Source organism: Curtobacterium sp. PhB128 (genome assembly GCF_004340725.1).
Classification (GTDB): domain Bacteria; phylum Actinomycetota; class Actinomycetes; order Actinomycetales; family Microbacteriaceae; genus Curtobacterium.
This window is the reverse complement of the sequence record NZ_SLUR01000002.1, coordinates 169540-187634: the sequence shown is the minus strand read 5'-3', so window position 1 is coordinate 187634 and position 18095 is coordinate 169540. Positions and strand designations below refer to the sequence as shown.

Sequence of the window (18095 nt, the reverse complement as noted above, 5' to 3'; positions counted from 1 at the left end):
TACCAGCAACCCCTTCTTCCCCGCCCGGCACCGTCCTACCGTGGACGCATGGACACCAAGAGCGAAGTGCGCGACTTCCTCCGCACCCGCCGCGAGCGCGTCACGCCGCAGCAGGTCGGCCTGCCCGACTTCGGTGGCGCCCGACGGGTCAAGGGTCTCCGCCGCGAGGAGCTCGCGCTCGTCGCCGGCATGAGCGTCGACTACTACATCCGCCTCGAGCGCGGGAACCTCACCGGCGTCTCGGAGAGCGTGCTCGAGTCGCTGTCGCGCGCGTTGCGCCTCGACGACGCCGAGCACGCGCACCTGTTCGACCTGGCCCGCGTGCAGAACGCCTCGGCGACCACGCGGCGGAAGCCCCCGACGTCGAAGGTCCGACCGAACGTGCAGCGCATGCTCGACGGCATGACCATGCCCGCGTGGGTGCGCAACGGCCGCTCCGACTTCCTGGCCGGCAACGCCCTGGCCCGTGCGCTCTACTCGCCGCTGTTCCTCGACCCCGCCGGCACCCCGAACACCGCCCGCTTCGCGTTCCTCGACCCACGCGGTCAGGAGTTCTGGCGCGACTGGGACGTCGTCGCGAGCGACATGGTGGCCGTGCTCCGTGCCGAGGCAGCCCGGTCGCCGTACGACAAGGGACTGACCGACCTGATCGGCGAGCTCTCCACCCGCAGCGAGGAGTTCCGGCAGCGCTGGGCCGCGCACGGCGTCATGCGACACCTGAACGGCTCGAAGCGGGTGCACCACCCCGAGGTCGGCGACCTCGACCTGACGTACGAGACGATGGAGCTCGCGACCGACACCGGTCTGACGCTCATCGCCTACGGCACCGAGCCGGGCTCACCGTCCGAGGAACGCCTGCAGCTGCTCGCGAACCTCGTCGCCACGACGGCCGCAGCCGTCCCGGAACCGGAGGACGCATGAGCGAGACCGAGTCCGTCCCGACGACCGCAGCCGCCGCACCGCTCGGGTTCCTCGGCCGGTTGCGGTTCCGCTGGCGCGCGGAGCAGGAGATCCACGACCTGACCCGCGACCGTGCGCTCGAGGAGCGCGTGCGTGCCGAGGCCGCTGTGCGGCTCGCGCCCGGCCCGTGGCACCTCGGCGAGCTGTTCCGACGTCGTTGACGCATCGACAGGGCGGACGGGAGGTGGGCCCCACCCGCCGGTTCCGGCGTGACGCGCCAGCGGCGCGCCGGCCGTGACGGGAGGGACGTGGCGATGCCGCCACGGGCCTCCCGTCCACCACTCGGTCGCGTCTCGGTCAGCCGCGTGCGTCCGCAAGGTCCTGACGGACTGCCGCGGGTTCCGCGTCGAGCGGCTGGTTCTCCTGGTCGCGGACCCCGTCGACACCCGTGTCCGGGTCGAGCGCCGCGAACACCGGCCCGAGGTCGGCTTGCTCCGGACCGCGCTCGGCGACGAGTTCGAGCGTCCGGCCGACAGCGGTCTCCGTGGTCAGCGCGTCGACCAGGACCCGCGCGATCTGCCGCCGGGCGATCACCCCGTCCGCAGGGCTGCCCGCGTGACGGGTGTCACCCTGCAGGAACGTGACCTCGAGCTGGTCCGGGCCGTTCATGTCGAACCACGACGGCCGGACGATCGTGTACGCGTTGCCGGAGGCGCGCACGAGTCGTTCGCCGCGGCGCTTCCAGTCGTGCGTCGTACCGCGTCGCGTGACGCCGATGCTCGTCATCAGCGCGATGCGCACCGGGCGACCGTCGAGCGCGGTCAGGACGTTCCGGACCGCGCCGTAGTCGACCGCCTCGGCGTCGTCGCTGCCGTAGGCCGCGCCGTGGGTGAACACCACGGCGTCGATGCCGGCCACCGCGTCGCGGAGCGAGTCCGCGCGGGTGAGGTCGCCGACGACGACCTCGGCGGCCGGGTCGAGCCGACCGGCTCGCGCCCCATCACGCACGAGGGCACGGGTGGTGTGCCCCTGGCGGACCGACTCCGCGACGACGAGGCGACCGACGCTGCCGGTCGCCCCGACGACGAGGACCGTCAGGCCGCTCACCGGCGACGTGCGGCGGGCACCAGGGTGTGCTGCCCGTAGCTGTTGTCGTCGGGGTTGATCGTGACGCCCGGTGCGACGAGCTCGTCGATGCGGTCCAGGACCTCGTCGCTGAGCACGCGGTCAGCGGCGGGGAGCTGCGACTCGAGCTGCTCCATGGTGCGCGGGCCGATGATCGCGCTCGTGACGCCGGGGTGCCGGATCACCCACGCCAGCGACATCTCGATGAGGGACATGTCCTGCGACTCGGCCAGGAGTGCGAGTTCCTCGACGATGTCGAGCTTCCGCTGGTTCGCGGGCGTCGACATGTCGAACCGGGCCGCGGGGCGGTGCTTCGCCGTCGGGGTCCCGGGAGCGTCCTTGCGCCAGCGGCCACTGAGCCAGCCGCCGCCGAGCGGGCTGTAGACGAGGGTGCCCATGCCGTAGCGCTGCGTGGTCGGCAGGACGTCCTCCTCGATGCCGCGCACCAGGATCGAGTACGGCGGCTGCTCGGTGCGGAAGCGCTCCAGGCCACGGCGCTCCGAGGTCCACTGGGCCTCGACGATCTCGGCGCCCGAGTACGACGACGATCCGATGTTCCGGACCTTGCCCTGGCGGACCAGGTCGGTCAGGGCGCCCAGGGTCTCCTCGACGTCCGTCGTCGGGGACGGACGGTGCACCTGGTACAGGTCGATGTGGTCCGTGCCGAGGCGGCGCAGGGAGTTCTCGACCTCCTGCATGATCCAGCGGCGCGAGCCCCCGGAGCGGTTCGGGCCCTCACCCATCGGCATGAAGAACTTGGTGGCGAGCACGACGTCGTCACGGCGGTCCTTGATGGCCTTGCCGACGATCTCCTCGGAGACGCCGTCCGAGTAGGCGTCGGCGGTGTCGACGAAGTTGATGCCCGCGTCGAGGGCGCGGTGGATGATCCGGATCGAGTCGTCGACGTCGGCGTTCGCCCACGGACCGAACATCATGGTGCCCAGAGCGAGCGGGCTCACCTCGACGCCGGTGCGTCCGAGCTGGCGGTACTCCATGGTTTCCTCTCCGTGCCCGCGGGTCTCGCCGGGCACGGCTGCCACGCTAGGCCGGTCACCCACGGCGAAAGGGGGGAGGCCCTTACCTCCCTCGGTCGGCGGGGCGGTCGTAGCGTCGGGGACATGACGTTCGCCGAGACCGACCCCGAGTTCGCCCAGTACCACGCCGACTTCGTGGACGAGACGCTGCAGCACGCGTCCCTCAACAGCCACGACCGCGCGGTCGTGCAGCTCGGCGCGATGATCGCCGCCGGCGCGCAGTCCGCCTTCCGACAGCTGCTCGACACCGCGCTCGACGAGTCACTGACCCCGGTCGAGGCGAAGGAGATCGGGTACCAGGCCGTCGCCTACGTCGGGTCCGCACGCGCCTCGGACTTCCTCACGATCACCAACGACGTGCTGATCGCGCGCGGTGTCGAGTTGCCGCTCCCGGGCCGGTCGACGACCACCCCCGACGACCGACTCGAACGGGGCCGTGCGGTCCAGAGCGCCGTCGTCGGCGCCGGACGTGTCGACGCGATGTACGAGAACGCAGCCGACGACACCGTGCACTTCCAGCGGTTCCTGTCCGGCAACTGCTTCGGTGACACCGTCGGACGGGACGGGCTCGACCTGCCGACGCGTGAGCTGCTGACGTTCGCGGTCCTCGTCGCGCTCGGCGGCGCGGACGCGCAGGTCACGGGACACGTCGCGGGCAACCTGCACGTCGGGAACACCCGGCAGCAGCTGCTCGACGTGCTCACCGTCCTGGTGCCGGTGATCGGCTACCCGCGGACGCTCAACGGGCTCGCCGCCGTGAACGAGGGTGCGCCCGCCGCTTGAGGTCGCGGCCGGTCACTCAGACGACGAGGGGACCGGCGACCTCGAGCTGGTCGTGGTCGACCTGCCAGCGGACGGCGTCGAGCACCGTCTGTTCGGCGGTGAACCCGGGCGCGTGACCGAGCAGACGGCGGGCCTTCTCGACGCTGAACACCTGGCTGCGTGACAGGTGTTCCCAGCTGGCACCAGCGTGTTCTGGAGCGGTGGTCTCGCGGAACCGGTCCCAGCTGACGGACTCGAGCCGGGCCTCCTGGCCGAACCACGACGCTGCCAGGTGGGCGTACCCACGCGCGGTGAGCGCCGTCGGGGCCGTGATGAAGAAGTCCTCGCCGACCGCCGCCTCGCGGCGTTCGACGGCGAGCTGGAAGGCCTGCGCGACGTCGTCCGCGTGCACGTGGGCCATGGTCTCGGCGCCGAGACCGGGGACCTTGATCGCCTGGCCGGCGGACAGCCTCGTCAGCACCGACGGGTCGAGGTTGCCGAGCGGACCGATCGGCATCCAGCCCGGACCGCTGATGTGACCCGGGTGCAGCGTCGTGGTCGCCAAACCCCCTGACGCGGTTTCTGCCTTGAGCGTCCGGGCAATCGCGTCCTTCTGCACGCCGTAGTCGCCGAAGGGCGGCGTGAAGTCGTCCTCGGTGATCGGCAGCACACGGGATGCACCCGCGCGCCAGATCGAGCCGCAGTGCACGAGGTGCGTCCCCGTGCCGCGGAGCGCTTCGACGAGGGCGGCGGCGGACGGCTCGGTGAAGCAGACCAGGTCGACGACGGCATCGGCGCCGAGCGCAGCGATCCGCGTTCCGAACGTGCCGTCGCGGTCCTCCTGCTCACGGTCCGCGGTGACGCGTTCGACCCGCTGCCACTCGTTGGAGTCGGCGTAGGGGGTGCTGGTGCCGCGACTGATGGCGACGACCTCGTGACCGGCGCGGACGAGGCGGGGGACGAGGAACGTGCCGATGTGGCCGGTGGCTCCGATGACGACGATGCGCATCAGTCGGCGGTGATGACCTTCACGGAGCCGGCGATGGTCGCGGCGTCCTCGGCGAGCGCCACGACCGGGTCGGGCAGGCGGGTGGTGGCACCGACGAGCTTGCGGGCACCCCACCCGACGAACGACCCGACGATCGCACCGACGCCGCCGAGGAGAGCGCCCTCGATGCGCAGGTCGCGCTTGCCGGTCGTGCCGAGTGCTGCGCCGACGAGCGCACCGGACCCGATGCGGCCGATCAGGCCGGCGGGGGAGATGCGGTTCGGGGTCATCGGCAGCTTGTCGCCGATGAGTTCACCGACGGCCGAGGCGACGAGCAGCCCGCGGCCGAGCGGGGTGCTGAAGACCTTCCAGTCCTGCCACGACCCCTTCAGCGAGGACCGGTCGTGGTTCAGCGCCAGCACCGCGAGTGGGGTGGCACTGCGGCCGCCGCTCAGGATGCCGAGCACCAGGGTGCGGACCAGGGTGTGCTGCTCGTGCTGCTTGCTCATCGTGTCTCCAGTCGTGATCAGGTCCGACCGTACGCACGCGGGCCGCGAGCGCTCCGAGGGTCCTCACGGACTGCGGGTACTGAGCCGGCCCGAGTATCGTCCGCCGCATGAGCAACGTCATCGTCTTCGGCGGCCACGGCAAGGTCGCACTCCTCACCACCCGCATCCTCAGCGACCGCGGCCACTCGGTCACCTCGGTCATCCGCGACGCGGACCAGTCCGACGAGATCCGTGCCCACGGCGGCGAACCCCGTGTCGCGGACATCCAGCAGCAGTCCCTGACCGACTTCGCGGAGCTCGTCCACGGGCACGACGCCGTCGTGTGGTCGGCCGGTGCCGGCGGCGGGTCCGTCGACCGCACCTGGGCGATCGACCGCGACGCCGCGATCCTGTCGGTGCAGGGCGCGAAGCAGGCCGGCGTCGACCGCTACGTCATGGTGTCGTGGTCCGGGTCGCAGCTCGACCACGGGGTACCGCAGGACAACGACTTCTTCGCCTACGCGCAGTCGAAGGCGATCGCCGACGCCGTGGTGCGCGACTCCGGTCTGCAGTGGACCATCGTCGCGCCGAGCACCCTGACGGACGACGACGCCACCGGCTCGGTCGACTGGGCGGGCTCGTCGAGCGACGTGCCGCGCGGCGACGTCGCACACGTGATCGCCGACGTGCTCGAGACCCCCGGCACGGCGGGCAACACCATCCGGTTCAACTCGGGATCGACCCCGATCGCGGACTTCCTCCGCGCCGACGCTGTCTGAGGACCCCGACGGGGTCTGACGACGGCCCGCGGCCCGCAGCCGCGCTTCAGTAGATCGCTGCGATGCCGGTCATGTCGCCGAGCCCGAGCGTGCGTGAGCCGGTGTCGCAGTACCCGCCGGACGGCTCCATGACCTGACCGGTTCCGGTCTTGACGTGGCCGAGTCCGTACAGGTGTCCCCACTCGTGGGTGGCGACGGCCTGGGTGTCGAACCGTGCGCCCGAGCAGGCGGTCGTCGAGCTCCACTTGTAGCTGGTGGCGTACCGCTGGTCGGACTCCTTCGCAATGCCGTTGCCGTCGTACCAGACGCACGTCACGCCGAGGGTGCCGGAAGGGAGCTTGCCCCATCCGACGACGCTGTAGCCGTTGCTCCCCGAGCAGCCGCCCTTGTCGGTGAGCCCGGGCACCTGGGTTGCCAGGCGCACGTAGGAGTTCCGGGCCGACGAGGTCACGGTTCGGTCGCACGACGCGATCGTGCCGGTCCACGCGTTCGCCGCCTTGCGCAGGGCGTCCTTGGCGTACGACGACTTCTGGCCGGACTCGTTGTAGTACCACTGCACCGTGCTCGACCAGCGGTACGGGTTCCGTGCGTTGGCCGTACTGGTGCACTTGGTGGTGGCCGCGGCCGTGGCGGCCGGTGCCGCGGGTGAGCTGGCGGCGGCGCTGGCCGCCGCGCTCCTCGCTTGCTCGCGGCGCACGGCGGGCGCCGAACCGCTCCACCCCTCGTCGATGCGGACCGCGACACCGCCGGTGCCGGTGTTCGCGATGACGACCTCCGCCAGCTCCGGAGCACCCGGCGCAGCCGAGCTGCTGGCCATCACGCTCTCACCGGGTGCCGGCACGGCGAAGGTGCGGCCGTCCGGCAGCGCGACCGTGCCCGACGAGACCGTGCACCCCGACCGGAGCGTCTGCACCGAGAGCGTCCCCGTGGCGCAGCGGGTACCGGCCCCCGGCGTGGATGCCCCCGGCGTCGCCGCCTGCGCGGGTGCCGCCGTCGCGGTGAGGCCGACGACGAGTGCGATGACCGCTCCGGTGGTGAGCGTGTTCCTGACAGGACGCATGGTTGCCCTTCCCGCGGTGGGCCCCTGTGCCCGCCGTCCCTGATCGGGTCCATGCTCGCCGATGAGCCCCGTCAGGTCCAGGGCTGCGCCAACAGGACAGGAAGCGCCCAGCCGTCGCGGTCGGTCAGCGCAGCCGCTCGACCATCGGACACGCGAACGGATCGCGAGCCGCCAGACCGACCTCGTTGAGGTAGCGGACCACGATGACGTAGGAGTGCACCAGCGTCGTCTCGGTGTACGGCACGTCCTGGTCCGCGCAGTACTTCCGGACCATGTCCCGGGCGGCCCGCAGGTTCGGTCGGGCCATGCTCGGGAACAGGTGGTGCTCGACCTGGTGGTTCAGGCCACCCATGAAGTACTCGACCCAGGCGCCACCACCGATGTCGCGCGAGGTCAGGACCTGGCGCGAGAAGAAGTCCACGCGGCGGCCGGGTTCGATGACGGGCATGCCCTTGTGGTTCGGCGCGAACGCGATCCCCATGAGGAACCCGAACACGGCGAGCTGCACACCGAGGAACGCGAAGGCCAGGCCGACCGGCAGGAACCAGAACACGACACCCAGGTAGAGCACGAACCGGCCGACGAAGACCGATCCCTCGGCCCACCGTCGCTTCACCGGGCCACGGCTCGTGTACGTGCGGATCGACTGCCAGTGCAGGTTCACACCCTCGACCAGGAGCATCGGGAAGAACGCGTACCCCTGCACGCGGACGAGCACACGCAGGAACCCGGTCCGGCTGGCAGCGTCCTCGGGTCGGAACGAGATCGCGTCGAACGAGATGTCGGGGTCCTTGCCGACGGTGTTCGGGTTGGCGTGGTGCCGGGTGTGCTTGTTCATCCACCACGCGTAGCTGATGCCGGTCAGGAACGTGCCGGCGTACCGGGCCGCTCGGTCGTTCCAGTGGTGCGACGCGAAGACCTGTCGGTGGGCGGCCTCGTGCGACAGGAACGCGAACTGCGTGAACAGTGCGCCCAGCACCCCGGCGACGATCAACTGGTACCAGGAGCCGCCGAGCACGGCGAACGCCCCGCCGGTGATGCCGAGCAGCGCGGCGAGCACTGCGATGAGGCCCCAGTACCAGCCCGTGCGGCGACCGAGCAGCCCAGCGGTGCGGACCTGCGCGAGCAGCGCGGTGTACGTCGAGGTGGTGTCGGTCCGAGGCGACCGTCGTTCGGTCTTCCGGTAGCCCGTCGGTACGACCAGTTCGTCGCCCATGCTTTCCTCCTGGATCCAGTGCTGCGCCTGCAACCGGGGTCCGGGGCTACGACTTGCTCGTGATCGTACGCCGGCCCGGACCGGGGACACACGGGATCAGGCGGGGAGGACCAGGCGGCGTTCGACGATGGCTCGGGCGACGTCGGCGAGGCGCTCCTGGTTCGACCGCGCGTACTGCCGCAGCAGTTCGAACGCCGCCTCGGTGTCGACCGAGTGCGTGTACGCGACGAAGCCCTTCGCCTGCTCGATCACGACCCGGCTGTCGAGGGCTCGCTGCAACTGCGCCTGCGTCAGCGCCGCGTGTTGCAGGGTCCGCTGCTGCAGGATGCTGATGGTCGCGACGTCGGTCAGGGCCTGTGCAGCCAGGGCGTCGTCGCGGTTCAGCGCCCCCTCGGTCTCGCGGAACAGGTTGAGCGACCCGAGCGTGGTGTCCCGCAACCGCATCGGGATCGCGTGCACCGACGCGTACCCCGACTCGGCGGACGCGGCCGCGAACGTCGGCCACCGGCGTTGCATCTCCGCCTGGTCACTGACGGACACCGGACGACCGGTCGCGAAGCACTCCACGCACGGCCCTTCGCCGGCGTCGAGCTGCAGGAGTCCGACGAAGCTGGACCGCTCACTGGTCGACGCCACGACCTCGAGTTCCTGGTGCTGGTTGGCCAGCAGGATGCCGGCCGCCGAGGCGTCGAAGATGTCGACGACGCTGTCGACCAGGTTCTGCAGCAGGTCGACGACGTCGTACTCGTCGACGAGGGTGTCGGTCAGCGTGACGAAGGTGTCGATGAGCCGGCGCTCGCGGGTCGGTGCCATGGTGCGTGCTCCTCAGTTCTCGGAACCGTACGGCCGGGCGAGGTCGATGCGGCGAGCGATGACGTCGGTGGCGACGTCGCGGACGGTGCGTTCGGTGGCGAAGGCGTGCGCCTGCAGCACGAGGAGGGCGTCGGTGACGTCCACCCCGAGCTGTGCTGCGACCATGCCGGTCGCCTGGTGCACCTCTCGTCGGGAGTAGCGACTGGTGCCCATGTCGGCACGACCGTCGGCGGCCGCAGCGAGCAGGGCACCACGGAGCACCCGACGGGCTGCGACCTCGGTGAGCTCCACGGCGCCGCGGATCTGCCCCACGGTCAGGGTGCGCTCGCTGTCCACGGACAGGTCGACGGCGCCGACGGGGATCGTCCCGATGCGCATCGGGAACGAGAACACCGCCCCGACCCCGGCGCGCAGGAGTTCCTCGAGCGCGAGGGGCCAGTCGGTGTTCGTCGTGCCGGACAGGTCGGACTCCAGGACCGGGCGGCGGGTCGTCAACGCCTGCCAGCACGGGCCCTCGCCGAGGTCGAACTGGATCTCGTCGATCCGCGCGGCGCGCGCGTCGCTCGCGCACACCGTCGCCGACCCGAGTGGGTTGCCGAGGGTGGAGATGCCGACCCCGGTCACGGGCAGCGTCGTCAGGAACGGCGGGCACATGTCGGTGCCGTCGGGTGCGGCCTGCAGTGCGGAGACTGCCGTCGTGAAGTCGTTCATCGCGAGGAAACCATCCGGGTCCGTGAACACGGGGCTGATCCGGTCCCCGCGTGCTGCAACGCTAGCGCAGTGCCCCGCTGGCGTCGCCCGCCGGGCACGTCGACCCGCGCGGACACGGTCAGCCCGCGCTGACGCGCGACGGCTCCGGCACGAAGTGGATCCGCTCCGCCGCTCGCGTGACCTCGCGGGCCCGGGCCGTGCGGTCGTCGAACTCGATGCGCGCTGCGTCACGGACCTGCTCCTTGTCGAACAACGACGCCCGGCTCACGACGTCGACGATCGTCGCCACCACCGTGGCGAGACCGCGTTCGAGCTGTCCGAGGTTCGTGTTGCCGATGACGAGACGACGGTCCTGCACGTCGAGCGTGACGTCGGGGTAGCCGGCCGTCACGAGCTGCGCGTGTCCGTCGGCACCGCGGAGGCCGGCCATCTCGGCTGCGTCGGGTCGGCGGTTGAACACCGCCGGGACGTCGTAGTACTTCGCCGCCGTGGGCTTGCCGAGCTCGGTGGGCAGGCCGGAGGCCACCACACTCGTGAGCGCGAGCGGCGTCGAGGCCGCCTCGGACTGGTCCGTCATGATGACTCCCTTGGCGGTTCCCCGCGGGAGCTCGAGAGGATCTCGGACTCGGTACGGCGACACCGTGGCGTCAGTGTGGGACCCGCGGATGTGAGCACTCCCAGCCGCGGCCCGACGCCGGGGCTCCACCACGCCCCGGCGTCACCCTGCTCAGGCGAACTGCGCGTAGAACGCCGACGGGTCCTGCGACAGCGACGCCTTCACCGCGCTGCTCCACTCGTCGACGACGACCTCGGCCGCACCCCGCTCGACACCGTCCAGCGCGGCCCGCGCCACGTCGGCCGGGTCGACCTTCGGCCCCTCGTAGCCGTCCATCATGTCCGTGTCCGCCGCCCCGAGGTGCAGCCCCTGCACGCTGATCCCCTTGCCGGCGAGCTCCAACCGGACGGCGTTCGTCAGGTTCCACTCGGCGGCCTTCGCCGCCGCGTACGCGCCGGATCCCGGGTAGACGAACCAGGACAGTGCGGACAGGACGTTCACGATGCCGCCGCCGCCGTTCCGCTCGATCACCGGTGCGAACGCCCGGATCATCGCGAGGTTCCCCCAGTAGTGCGTGTCCATCTCGCGGCGCGCATCGGTCAGGTCGTCAGTGAGCAGCGAGCCCGTCGTCGAGATGCCCGCGTTGTTCACGAGCAGGGTGACGTCGCCGGCGGCTGCGGCCGCCGCCTCGACCGACGCCGGGTCGGTGATGTCGAGCGGCAGCGCCACGACGCCCTCGATGTCCACGAGCTCGGGTCGGCGTGCGGTCGCGTAGACCTTGGTGGCGCCGCGCTCCAGCAGCTGCAGGGCGAAGCGGCGTCCGATGCCCCGGTTCGAGCCCGTGACGAGTGCGACCGATCCAGCGATGTCCATGGTGTCTCTTCCTGCCGCGCGGGTCTCTCCCGCGGCGGCTCGGTTACGCTAAGACCTCACATCGATGTCAGGGGCAAGCCCCGGATCGGAGTCCGCATGCGGATCGGCGACCTCGCCGCAGAGACGGGTGCCAGCGTGCGCTCGCTGCGGTACTACGAAGAGCAGGGACTGCTCACCGCGTCTCGGACCACCAGCGGGCAGCGCGTCTACGACACCCCGGCGGTCGAACGCGTCCAGCTCGTGCAGCAGCTGTTCGCCGCCGGTCTGCCGAGCCGCACCATCGTGCAGCTGTTGCCGTGCGTGGACAGCGGCCACACGACACCGGAGTCGTTCGCGCTGCTCGTCGCCGAGCGCGACCGGATCACGGCGCAGATGGCGGAGCTCGAGGCCGCGCGTGGCCGGCTCGACGAGGTCATCGCCATCAGCGAGCACCCGACTGCCGAGCACTGCCCGGCCCTGCGCGAGCCGGCAGACGGAGCGGTCGCGGCCTGAGACGTGGTGCGGGGCGGACGGGAGGCACGGGACCGACCCGACCCGCGCCTCCCGTCCGTCACTGGGTCGCCGACAGGGCCGCTGCCACGGCTCGTTCCTGCCGCGCATGCGCGGCGAAGGCGTCGGCGACCGGGTTGCGACGGCGGTCGAGCCCGCCGTCGCCGTCTTCGACGAGGTCGAAGAGGCCCATCGTGAGCAGGTGCTCCTGGCGGGGTGCGTCCGTGTGCCGCCAGGTCCACTCGTACATGTCGAACAGCGGCCACCAGGTGTACCCGACCACCGGGACGCCCTCGGCACGGAGCTCGTGCACGGCGGCCACGGAGCCGTCGAGCCAGCCGATGCGTTCGTCGACGGACCCGGTGACGCACGTCTCGGTCAGCATGACCGGGGCGCCGTACCGCTCGGCGTACGTCGTCAGCACGTCGCGGAGTCCCTCGGCCCCCGTGTCCCGGTACGGACGCGGGTCCGCGAAGCCGCCGCCGTGGTGGACGCCGGCCTCGAAGACCTCGGTGGAGTGCAGGGGGTAGTAGTTGACGCCCATCACGTCCGGCCGGACCGCGTGCTGGCGGAACCAGTCCAGGTCAGCGTCGGTGACCCCGCCGGAGCGCAGCCGTCCGACGAGCGGATGGTGGTCGTCGACGCCGCCGGTCACGAGGTCCTCGACCAGGAACGTCTGGGCGCGGAGCCGCGCCACGGTGTCGCGGTGCTCGGGGGCATCGACGTCGCCGACGTACCGGATGCCGGCGTCGACGTGCACGAAGGTGGCGGCGTCTCCGAGTTCACGGGCGATCGCGTGCTGGGTGGAGACGAACCCCTTCGCCAGCGCCGAGGCGATCCGGGCAGAACCCTCGGCACCGGTCAGGTACGGGGGCCAGTACCCGTACTCGCCGGAGAACAGGGCGTGGATGACGGGCTCGTTGACGGGCGTGTAGTCGGTCGCGACGTCGCCGTACCGGGCGGCGAACCGGGCGGCGTACTCCGTGACGTGCGCCGGGTAGTCGGGGTTCGCGAACTGACCGTCGAGCCAGAGCGGTGTGCCGTAGTGCAGCAGGTCGATGACGGGCCGCAGGCCGGTCCCACGGAAGCGCTGCATGACATCGTCGACCCACGACCAGTCCCACACACCGGGCTCGGGGGCGACCCGGTACCAGGGCACGCCCCAGCGGAGCAGCTCGGCGCCGACGTCGACGGCCAGGCCGAGGTCGGCGGCGTACTGCCGGTAGTGGTCGGTGAGTTCGTACTCGTCGATGGGGCGCTCGCCCGGACGGGCCTGCGGGACGAAGGTGTCCTCGATGCCCAGGGCGAAGTGCAGCCGTCCGTCGTCGGACCAGTGCATGGTGTCTCGTTTCGTGGTGGGCGCGTCCCCGAGGGGACCGCGCGGGGTCGTCGTCACTTGAGCCCGGTGCTGGCGACGCTCTCGATGAAGCGGCGTTGCACGAGCAGGAACATGACGGCGAGGGGCAGCACGGCGATCAGGGCGCCGGCCATCATCACGCCCTGCGGGATGATGCCGCCGGGTCCGGTCAGCAGGGTCAGCCCCGAGGTGATGGTCCCCATGTCCTGGTCCGTGGTGAACACCAGCGGCCAGAGCAGGTCGTTCCAGTTGTTGACGAAGGTGAAGATGCCGAGGGTGAGCAGTGCCGGTACGGCGTTCGGCAGGATGACGCTCCGGAAGATCCGCCACTCGGACGCACCGTCGATGCGCGCCGCGTTGTCGAGGTCGCGGGGGAGCGACACGAAGAACTGCCGGAGGAAGAAGATGCCGAAGGCGTCCGCCGCCCGCGGTGCGATGAGGCCGGCGAAGGTGTTCACCCACCCGAGGTCGGACACGAGCTGGTAGATCGGGATCAGGGTGGCCTGGAACGGGATCATCAGGCTGGCGATGATCACGATGAGCAGGACCTTGCTGCCCCGGAAGTCGAGCCGGGCCAGCGCGTAGGCGGCGAGCGCGTCGAACGCCAGCGCGAAGACGGTCACCCCGCCGGCGAAGGCGAAGCTGTTCAGGATGAGCCGGCCGAACGGCAGCTGCGTGAAGATCGCCCGGAAGTTGTCGAGCGTCCACGTGTGCGGGAACAGCGTCGGCGGGTAGGCGTTCACCTCGCTCGCCGGCTTGAACGCCGTGAACACGATGACGAGCACGGGGAGCAGCACCGCGAGGGTGACGATGAGCACCGCGGCGAAGCCGAGCCAGCGCATCGACGGTGGGCGACGGGCCACGGTCCTGCGCCGGACCGCGGTGGCCGGACGGGGGAGTGCGGTCATGATGCGGTGTCCTCTCCGCGCTTGCCGAAGAACAGGAACTGCACGAGGCTCAGCAGCAGGGTCGCGATGAGCAGCACGTACGCCAGTGCGGACGCGAAGCCGAGGTCGAGGTCCTTGAACCCGGACTGGTAGATCTGCATGACGATCGTCTCGGTGGACCGGTACGGCCCGCCGCCGGTCAGGACGTAGATCTGGTCGAACGCCTGCAGTGCGGCGATGAGCGCGACGATGACGACGAACGCCATGGTGTTGCTGAGCATCGGGAACGTCACGTTCGCGAACCGCTGGCGGCCGTTCGCGCCGTCCAGCTGCGCCGCCTCGTACAGGCTGGTCGGGATCTCCTGCAGCCCCGCCAGGAAGATGACCATGTAGAAGCCGAAGTTCTTCCAGACCGCGACGAGCACCACGGTCGGCATGGCGAGCGTCGGGTCCTGCAGGACGTTGCCGAGCCGGATGCCGCCCACCTGGAGCCAGTGGTTCAGCAGGCCGATCTGCGGGTCGAGCAGGTACGACCACGCGAACGCGGCGACCGCCAGGGACACGATGAACGGCAGGAACAGCGCCGAGCGGAAGAACCCGCGGAACGGCAGCGCCGGGTGGTTGAGCGCCAGGGCCAGCACCAGCGCCACGGCGATCGCGACCGGCGTGAACAGCACCGAGTACAGCGCCGTGTTGCCGATCGAGCGGACCACGTCCGGGTCGGTGAAGACCCGGACGTAGTTCGCGAAGCCGACCCAGCTCGGGTCACCGAAGCCGCTGGCGTCCGTGAAGGACAGCCGCAGTGCCGAGAGCATCGGCCACAGGACGAACGCCCCGAGGATGACGATCGCGGGTGCGAGGAAGCCGACGACGGTCGCACGGCGGCGGAAGGTCCCGTTCAGGGGCGTCCGGCCGCCGAGCTGTCCCGGGGGTCGGTACCGACGGCGTCGGCCGAGTTGCTGCGTGGTCATCGTGGTCCTCTACTTCAGGGCTGACTGCACGTCGGTGTCGGCGGTGCCGAGGAGCGACTCCGGGTCGCCGCCCGCGATCGACTTCTGCGTCGCGGTGTCGAGGGCGGTGAGCACGTCACCGCTGTTCACGACGCCCGGGAGGAGCGGGATCGTCGTGCCGGGCAGACCGGTCAGCGCCGCGACGGTCGGGTTCGCGTCGACGTCGGCGGCGGTCACGTCGGTGCGCAGGGACGGCCAACCCGACCCGAGCGCCCACTTGGTCGCGACGTTCTTCTCGTTGAAGTACCGCAGGAAGTCCTCGGCAGCGGCCTGCTTCGGGTCGTCGGTCTGTGCGGTCACGCCGAGCGAGATGCCGATGGCGGAGGCCACCTGCGCCTTCGGCCCGGCCGGGATCGCGGCGATGCCGTAGTCGATGTCGGACGCCTTCGCGACGCCGGCCATCCACGGGCCGCCGATCTCCATGGCGGTCTTGCCGGCGGTGAAGAGCTTGTCGGCCGCGATGCCGTCGACACCGGTCGGCGAGATCTTGTCCTGCCGGATCGCCTTCGCCCAGTACTCGAGCGTCTCGACGTTCGCAGCGGAGTCGATCGTCGACTTCGTGCCGGCGTCGTTCGTGATCGAGCCGCCGTTGCCCGCGAACAGGCTCGGCCAGATGCCGTTGCCGACCGTCTGGTGGTCCGGCAGCACGAGCCCGTACTGCTCCGGGGTGCCGTCGCCGTTCTCGTCCTTCGTCAGCTTCTTCGCGTCGGCGACCCACTCGTCCCACGTCGTCGGGAACGCGTCGATGCCGGCCTCGGCGAAGAGCTTCTTGTTGTAGATCACGGACAGGGGCACGAAGCCACTCGGGACGCCGTACTCCTTGCCGTCGACCTGCTCCATCGCGACGGCCTGCTCCTTGAGCTCGCCGGTGTTGCTGGTGTCGTCGTCGTAGAAGTCGCTCAGGTCGACGAGGGCCTTCTTCTCGGCGTAGACGGGCAGTCGGTCCGAGGTCATCGCGACGATGTCCGGGCCCTTCTTCGCCGTCAGCGCGGGGAGCATCGTGTCGTCGATGACCGCCCACGTCTTCGTCTGGGTCGTGATCGTGACCTTGTCCTGCGACTCGTTGAAGTCCTTGACGATGCCGTCCAGGACCTTGCCGTCAGCCTCGGTGTACCCGTGCCAGAACGTCAGGTCGACGTGGGCGTTCGCGGACGATCCGGGGGAGCCGGCGCACCCGGCCAGGGAGATCGCCGCCGCTGTTGCGAGCGCGACGACCGCGATGTGCTTCTTCATCGAAAACCTGCCATCCGTCCCGCACTTCGGTGTGCGGGACCTCGTCCATGCCGGATTTACACCGGTGTAAATCTGGACAGTAGTCTGTGCTCGACGGGCAGGTCAAGACCTCAGGCGGAGACCGTGCGTTCCACGGCGACGGGCGCCGACGACGCCCGCACGACCAGCGCATGCGGCGAGCGCAGCACGCCCGGACCGACGGCCGCGTCCTCCTCGAGCTGCTCGACGAGGACCCCGACCGCCGTCTCCGCGACCCGGTCCAGGTCGGCCGACACCGTGGTCAGTGCGGGCGTCGCGTACGCCGACTCCTCGATGTCGTCGAAGCCGACGACCGCGACGTCGTCCGGCACGGTCCGACCGGCGAGCTGCAACGCGCTCATCGCCCCGAGCGCCAGGGCGTCGTTGCAGCAGACGATCGCGTCGACCTCGACGCCGGAGTCGAGCAGTGCCCGCGCCGCCGCTGCCCCCTCAGCCCGGTGCCAGAGCGCCGTGGGGACGACGAGTTCGGGTCGGAACGCCACGCCCTGCTCGACGAGCGCCTCGCGGTACCCGCGGAGCCGCTCCTGCGCCGTCCGTACCGGCCCCGACGGTTCGGAACCGATGAAGGCGATCGAACGACGGCCCGCGTCGAGCAGGTGCGCCGTCGCGTCGTGCAGCGCGTCCGCGTTCGACATCGTGATGAACGTGACCGGACTGTCCGGGATCGGTTCGCCGAGCACCACGAGGGGGAACTTCACCTCGAGCGCAGGAGCATCGCTCGACCGCACCGTCAGCGGGCTGTAGATGATGCCGTCGATCGAGTGTTCGCGCATCCGGGTGATCGCGTCCGCCTCGCGCACACCGCTCGCGGTCTGCTCGATGAGCACCGTGTAGCCCACGGCACCGGCGGCGCGGATGACGGCGTCGGCGAGCTCGGCGAAGTACGCCTGCCGTAGCTCCGGCACCGCCAGGCCGATGACCTTCGACCGGCCGGCGCGGAAGTTCCGGGCCGAGACGTTGAGCTCGTAGCCGAGTTCGTCCACCGCGGCCATCACGCGATCGTGGGTGCGAGCGGAGACGTGTTCGTAGCCCGACAGGACGTTCGAGACGGTCTTCTTCGAGACGCCGGCGACGGCTGCGACGTCGCTCATCGTGGGGGGCGAGCGGTGTCCCTGGGCCATCCGCGTCCCCTCTCTCGCGTCCGGAATGCGTTGGGCAGGAACCTACCGCACCAGCGTGGTGCGGCCCGAGGTGTCGGTCCGGTCACGGCTGGCGGGCCCTGGGCGGCGTCCACGCCGGAGCTGCGTCCACTGTGTCGCCGATGCTCCGCGCGATGACCCCGAGCTGCCGCGTCTGGGTCTCGGTGAGCGTGTCGAACACCAGGCGCTCGACCAGGGCATGGTGCGCGGGCGTCGACTCGAGGACCTTGCCGTGCCCGTCATCCGTCAAGACCGCGAGGGTGAAGCGGCCGTCCGTCGGGTCGACCACACGGCGCACCCAACCCTTCGCCTCGAGCCGAGTCACCGCGCGGGACAGTCGCGAGAGCGTCGAGCTCGCGTACCCGGCGAGCGTGCTCATCCGCAGGGTCCTGTCCGGCGCGGCGTCGAGGGCGGTGAGGACCCCGAGTTCGAAGTGCGTGAGGCCACTGTCTCGTTGGAGTTGGGCGTCCAGGGCGACCGGGAGCCGTTCGAGCATCGCCGCCACGGCTGCCCAGATCTCGAGTCGTTCGCCGCGCAGGCCGTGTGGTTCATCGGGCGGTGCCATCACGGCATCGTACGACCGGTGACTTGCCTGAGCAAGTAAACGGCCGTACGGTGACTTGCTCAAGCAAGTCA

The 18095-nt window shown here is 70.7% G+C and carries 21 protein-coding genes; 5 read left to right on the top strand and 16 right to left on the bottom strand.

Annotated elements, in window-relative coordinates; genetic code table 11:
- Nucleotides 1-48 precede the first annotated feature (48 nt).
- Nucleotides 49-921: a helix-turn-helix transcriptional regulator gene (locus EDF23_RS04940; RefSeq protein WP_165901010.1), complete on the top strand. Its 873-nt coding sequence runs from the start codon at nucleotides 49-51 to the stop codon at nucleotides 919-921.
- Complete coding sequence (locus EDF23_RS04935; protein ID WP_123671333.1) at nucleotides 918-1121, top strand: hypothetical protein; 204 nt, start codon at nucleotides 918-920, stop codon at nucleotides 1119-1121. Before EDF23_RS04940 ends, EDF23_RS04935 begins: the two co-directional genes overlap by 4 nt.
- Nucleotides 1122-1257: 136 nt before the next feature.
- Here the strand turns inward: EDF23_RS04935 and EDF23_RS04930 are convergent, their stop codons facing one another.
- A complete protein-coding gene (locus EDF23_RS04930; protein ID WP_207895442.1) occupies nucleotides 1258-2007 on the bottom strand; it encodes an SDR family oxidoreductase in 750 nt (249 codons plus the stop codon).
- Nucleotides 2004-3020, bottom strand: a complete 1017-nt coding sequence (locus EDF23_RS04925; protein WP_123292981.1) for an aldo/keto reductase — start codon at nucleotides 3018-3020, stop codon at nucleotides 2004-2006. Before EDF23_RS04925 ends, EDF23_RS04930 begins: the two co-directional genes overlap by 4 nt.
- Nucleotides 3021-3143: 123 nt before the next feature.
- Between EDF23_RS04925 and EDF23_RS04920 the strand changes: the two genes are divergently transcribed.
- Complete coding sequence (locus tag EDF23_RS04920; protein WP_131920875.1) at nucleotides 3144-3842, top strand: carboxymuconolactone decarboxylase family protein; 699 nt, start codon at nucleotides 3144-3146, stop codon at nucleotides 3840-3842.
- Nucleotides 3843-3858: 16 nt separating this feature from the next.
- Here the strand turns inward: EDF23_RS04920 and EDF23_RS04915 are convergent, their stop codons facing one another.
- Together EDF23_RS04915 and EDF23_RS04910 are read right to left on the bottom strand one after the other, a co-directional pair.
- Nucleotides 3859-4830, bottom strand: a complete 972-nt coding sequence (locus tag EDF23_RS04915) for an NAD(P)-dependent oxidoreductase (protein ID WP_131920873.1) — start codon at nucleotides 4828-4830, stop codon at nucleotides 3859-3861.
- Entirely contained in the window at nucleotides 4830-5318 is a 489-nt protein-coding gene (locus tag EDF23_RS04910) for a DUF4126 family protein (RefSeq protein ID WP_131920871.1), read from the bottom strand. The genes EDF23_RS04915 and EDF23_RS04910 overlap by 1 nt, the downstream gene beginning before the upstream one ends.
- 107 nt (nucleotides 5319-5425) lie before the next feature.
- On the opposite strand from EDF23_RS04910, the gene EDF23_RS04905 reads away from it, so the two are divergent.
- A complete protein-coding gene (locus EDF23_RS04905; protein WP_123292977.1) occupies nucleotides 5426-6076 on the top strand; it encodes an SDR family oxidoreductase in 651 nt (216 codons plus the stop codon).
- 46 nt (nucleotides 6077-6122) lie between these two features.
- On the opposite strand, the gene EDF23_RS04900 is transcribed toward EDF23_RS04905, so the two are convergent.
- The 6 genes from EDF23_RS04900 to EDF23_RS04875 all read right to left on the bottom strand — a co-directional run bounded on the left by EDF23_RS04900 (nucleotide 6123) and on the right by EDF23_RS04875 (nucleotide 11305).
- Entirely contained in the window at nucleotides 6123-7136 is a 1014-nt protein-coding gene (locus EDF23_RS04900) for a matrixin family metalloprotease (protein WP_131920869.1), read from the bottom strand.
- 124 nt (nucleotides 7137-7260) lie between these two features.
- Complete coding sequence (locus EDF23_RS04895) at nucleotides 7261-8352, bottom strand: acyl-CoA desaturase (RefSeq protein ID WP_123937079.1); 1092 nt, start codon at nucleotides 8350-8352, stop codon at nucleotides 7261-7263.
- A 96-nt stretch (nucleotides 8353-8448) separates the two neighbouring features.
- Nucleotides 8449-9165, bottom strand: coding sequence for a GAF and ANTAR domain-containing protein (locus EDF23_RS04890; protein WP_123339354.1), 717 nt, complete (start codon nucleotides 9163-9165; stop codon nucleotides 8449-8451).
- Nucleotides 9166-9177: 12 nt separating this feature from the next.
- Nucleotides 9178-9876, bottom strand: a complete 699-nt coding sequence (locus EDF23_RS04885) for a GAF and ANTAR domain-containing protein (RefSeq protein ID WP_131845127.1) — start codon at nucleotides 9874-9876, stop codon at nucleotides 9178-9180.
- A 118-nt stretch (nucleotides 9877-9994) separates the two neighbouring features.
- Nucleotides 9995-10453 carry a hypothetical protein gene (locus tag EDF23_RS04880; protein ID WP_123339352.1) on the bottom strand — a complete coding sequence of 153 codons (459 nt, stop codon included), beginning with the start codon at nucleotides 10451-10453 and terminating at the stop codon, nucleotides 9995-9997.
- A gap of 150 nt (nucleotides 10454-10603) precedes the next feature.
- On the bottom strand, nucleotides 10604-11305 hold the full coding sequence (locus EDF23_RS04875) for an SDR family oxidoreductase (RefSeq protein WP_123292971.1): 702 nt from the start codon (nucleotides 11303-11305) through the stop codon (nucleotides 10604-10606).
- Between the two features lie 96 nt (nucleotides 11306-11401).
- Here EDF23_RS04875 and EDF23_RS04870 point away from each other — a divergent pair, with 96 nt between their 5' ends.
- Complete coding sequence (locus EDF23_RS04870; protein ID WP_131920867.1) at nucleotides 11402-11797, top strand: MerR family transcriptional regulator; 396 nt, start codon at nucleotides 11402-11404, stop codon at nucleotides 11795-11797.
- A 58-nt stretch (nucleotides 11798-11855) separates the two neighbouring features.
- On the opposite strand, the gene EDF23_RS04865 is transcribed toward EDF23_RS04870, so the two are convergent.
- From EDF23_RS04865 to EDF23_RS04840, 6 genes are all read right to left on the bottom strand, one after another.
- On the bottom strand, nucleotides 11856-13133 hold the full coding sequence (locus EDF23_RS04865; RefSeq protein ID WP_131920865.1) for a family 1 glycosylhydrolase: 1278 nt from the start codon (nucleotides 13131-13133) through the stop codon (nucleotides 11856-11858).
- A 53-nt stretch (nucleotides 13134-13186) separates the two neighbouring features.
- Nucleotides 13187-14059 (bottom strand): carbohydrate ABC transporter permease, encoded by an 873-nt coding sequence (locus EDF23_RS04860; RefSeq protein ID WP_123292968.1) that lies wholly within the window; start codon nucleotides 14057-14059, stop codon nucleotides 13187-13189.
- On the bottom strand, nucleotides 14056-15009 hold the full coding sequence (locus EDF23_RS04855; RefSeq protein ID WP_111083634.1) for a sugar ABC transporter permease: 954 nt from the start codon (nucleotides 15007-15009) through the stop codon (nucleotides 14056-14058). The genes EDF23_RS04860 and EDF23_RS04855 overlap by 4 nt, the downstream gene beginning before the upstream one ends.
- A 9-nt stretch (nucleotides 15010-15018) precedes the next feature.
- Nucleotides 15019-16281 carry an ABC transporter substrate-binding protein gene (locus EDF23_RS04850; RefSeq protein ID WP_123937085.1) on the bottom strand — a complete coding sequence of 421 codons (1263 nt, stop codon included), beginning with the start codon at nucleotides 16279-16281 and terminating at the stop codon, nucleotides 15019-15021.
- A 110-nt stretch (nucleotides 16282-16391) separates the two neighbouring features.
- A complete protein-coding gene (locus EDF23_RS04845; RefSeq protein WP_165901009.1) occupies nucleotides 16392-17411 on the bottom strand; it encodes a LacI family DNA-binding transcriptional regulator in 1020 nt (339 codons plus the stop codon).
- Nucleotides 17412-17523: 112 nt separating this feature from the next.
- Nucleotides 17524-18024, bottom strand: coding sequence for a MarR family transcriptional regulator (locus EDF23_RS04840; RefSeq protein ID WP_131920861.1), 501 nt, complete (start codon nucleotides 18022-18024; stop codon nucleotides 17524-17526).
- Nucleotides 18025-18095: the final 71 nt, after the last annotated feature.

Excerpts from the sequence above, each read along its gene's own strand:
- EDF23_RS04940 (WP_165901010.1), top strand. The coding sequence starts at position 49 with ATGGACACCAAGAGCGAAGTGCGCGACTTCCTCCGCACCCGCCGCGAG.
- EDF23_RS04935 (WP_123671333.1), top strand. The coding sequence starts at position 918 with ATGAGCGAGACCGAGTCCGTCCCGACGACCGCAGCCGCCGCACCGCTC.
- EDF23_RS04925 (WP_123292981.1), bottom strand. The coding sequence starts at position 3,020 with ATGGAGTACCGCCAGCTCGGACGCACCGGCGTCGAGGTGAGCCCGCTC.
- EDF23_RS04920 (WP_131920875.1), top strand. The coding sequence starts at position 3,144 with ATGACGTTCGCCGAGACCGACCCCGAGTTCGCCCAGTACCACGCCGAC.
- EDF23_RS04915 (WP_131920873.1), bottom strand. The coding sequence starts at position 4,830 with ATGCGCATCGTCGTCATCGGAGCCACCGGCCACATCGGCACGTTCCTC.
- EDF23_RS04910 (WP_131920871.1), bottom strand. The coding sequence starts at position 5,318 with ATGAGCAAGCAGCACGAGCAGCACACCCTGGTCCGCACCCTGGTGCTC.
- EDF23_RS04905 (WP_123292977.1), top strand. The coding sequence starts at position 5,426 with ATGAGCAACGTCATCGTCTTCGGCGGCCACGGCAAGGTCGCACTCCTC.
- EDF23_RS04900 (WP_131920869.1), bottom strand. The coding sequence starts at position 7,136 with ATGCGTCCTGTCAGGAACACGCTCACCACCGGAGCGGTCATCGCACTC.
- EDF23_RS04895 (WP_123937079.1), bottom strand. The coding sequence starts at position 8,352 with ATGGGCGACGAACTGGTCGTACCGACGGGCTACCGGAAGACCGAACGA.
- EDF23_RS04890 (WP_123339354.1), bottom strand. The coding sequence starts at position 9,165 with ATGGCACCGACCCGCGAGCGCCGGCTCATCGACACCTTCGTCACGCTG.
- EDF23_RS04885 (WP_131845127.1), bottom strand. The coding sequence starts at position 9,876 with ATGAACGACTTCACGACGGCAGTCTCCGCACTGCAGGCCGCACCCGAC.
- EDF23_RS04880 (WP_123339352.1), bottom strand. The coding sequence starts at position 10,453 with ATGACGGACCAGTCCGAGGCGGCCTCGACGCCGCTCGCGCTCACGAGT.
- EDF23_RS04875 (WP_123292971.1), bottom strand. The coding sequence starts at position 11,305 with ATGGACATCGCTGGATCGGTCGCACTCGTCACGGGCTCGAACCGGGGC.
- EDF23_RS04870 (WP_131920867.1), top strand. The coding sequence starts at position 11,402 with ATGCGGATCGGCGACCTCGCCGCAGAGACGGGTGCCAGCGTGCGCTCG.
- EDF23_RS04865 (WP_131920865.1), bottom strand. The coding sequence starts at position 13,133 with ATGCACTGGTCCGACGACGGACGGCTGCACTTCGCCCTGGGCATCGAG.
- EDF23_RS04860 (WP_123292968.1), bottom strand. The coding sequence starts at position 14,059 with ATGACCGCACTCCCCCGTCCGGCCACCGCGGTCCGGCGCAGGACCGTG.
- EDF23_RS04855 (WP_111083634.1), bottom strand. The coding sequence starts at position 15,009 with ATGACCACGCAGCAACTCGGCCGACGCCGTCGGTACCGACCCCCGGGA.
- EDF23_RS04850 (WP_123937085.1), bottom strand. The coding sequence starts at position 16,281 with ATGAAGAAGCACATCGCGGTCGTCGCGCTCGCAACAGCGGCGGCGATC.
- EDF23_RS04845 (WP_165901009.1), bottom strand. The coding sequence starts at position 17,411 with ATGAGCGACGTCGCAGCCGTCGCCGGCGTCTCGAAGAAGACCGTCTCG.
- EDF23_RS04840 (WP_131920861.1), bottom strand. The coding sequence starts at position 18,024 with ATGGCACCGCCCGATGAACCACACGGCCTGCGCGGCGAACGACTCGAG.